At 61.2% G+C, this 961-nt stretch carries 1 protein-coding gene; it reads right to left on the bottom strand.

All coding sequences use genetic code 11. From position 1 onward, the window contains the following. Window positions 1–93: 93 nt before the first annotated feature. Entirely contained in the window at window positions 94–306 is a 213-nt protein-coding gene (locus VQ042_RS25680; protein WP_331823063.1) for a hypothetical protein, read from the bottom strand. Window positions 307–961 lie beyond the last annotated feature (655 nt).

The following is a 961-nucleotide window of genomic DNA, read 5'->3' as shown; positions in this document are numbered from 1 at the left end:
TGATGATCGCGTCGAGACGCTCGCGAAAGAGATCATTCTTGCCGGATGACGGGCGGGATGGGCGCATTGCAAAAACACCGGAAATCAATCGGGTCAGGATCGGTTTCCGGCATCGTAGGATCCCTTGTACCCGTCACGCTCCGAGCGCAGCGGGCCGACTTCCGCGAGAAGCTGCTCATAGGCCGATTTGTAACCGTCGCGTTCGGCCCGCAGCGTCTCGCGTTCGCCCGTCGAAGCCTCGGCGGTATCCGGAGCGGCGGCGTCGCTGCCGTGTATCGGTTCGGAACCTGGATCGCTGTCGTTCATCGGCATCACCCGTCGTCTGGCGGTTCATCGCACTGGCGGAAACGCGCCTGCGACCACGCCTTCACTCCCCGCACCGGGCAACATGTCTCTGTACCGTGTGTCCGCGGCGGCCGATCGATCGACCAGAATACCTGCCGTCGGAGGAAATTACGGTCGACCTCCCTGCATCACGAACCGGGACATATCGGTTCTGCGCAGATATCCCCGCAGATCAACGCCATCCCATCAGCGTGTCGTGATCACCCCGTCATCGGTACAGCTTGTCACCGGTGTTTCCATGCCAGAGACGAAAATACTTGGTGACCCCGGCAGTCTTGCAAGAAAGAGGGCAGAACCCTTGCGTCGCAGGGGTTTGACGCGAAGGTGCGGGGTTTTACGGCCCCATTGATTTCATTAGGTATTCCGCCATCATCCCCGCACCCAAATGGAGACGCCGATGCCCAGCCCATGGTCAGGCGACGCCGTCCAGCCGCAGGATGATCCGGCCGCACGGTTCGAACTGGAACACGCCGATAGCCGCGAGAAGTATCTTGAGGGTCGCAACCCAGGGGAATCGGGTGAATGAGCTCAGGGTCTGACGAGGCTTGCAAGGAACTCGTCGTCCCATGCTGCGGTCATTCGCCTGAGGCGCTGTGAGTCCTTCCCGGGGTCTCTG

This window comes from Aurantimonas sp. A2-1-M11, from assembly GCF_036549475.1.
Classification (GTDB): domain Bacteria; phylum Pseudomonadota; class Alphaproteobacteria; order Rhizobiales; family Rhizobiaceae; genus Aurantimonas.
This window is presented reverse-complemented; position numbering and strand designations above follow the sequence as displayed.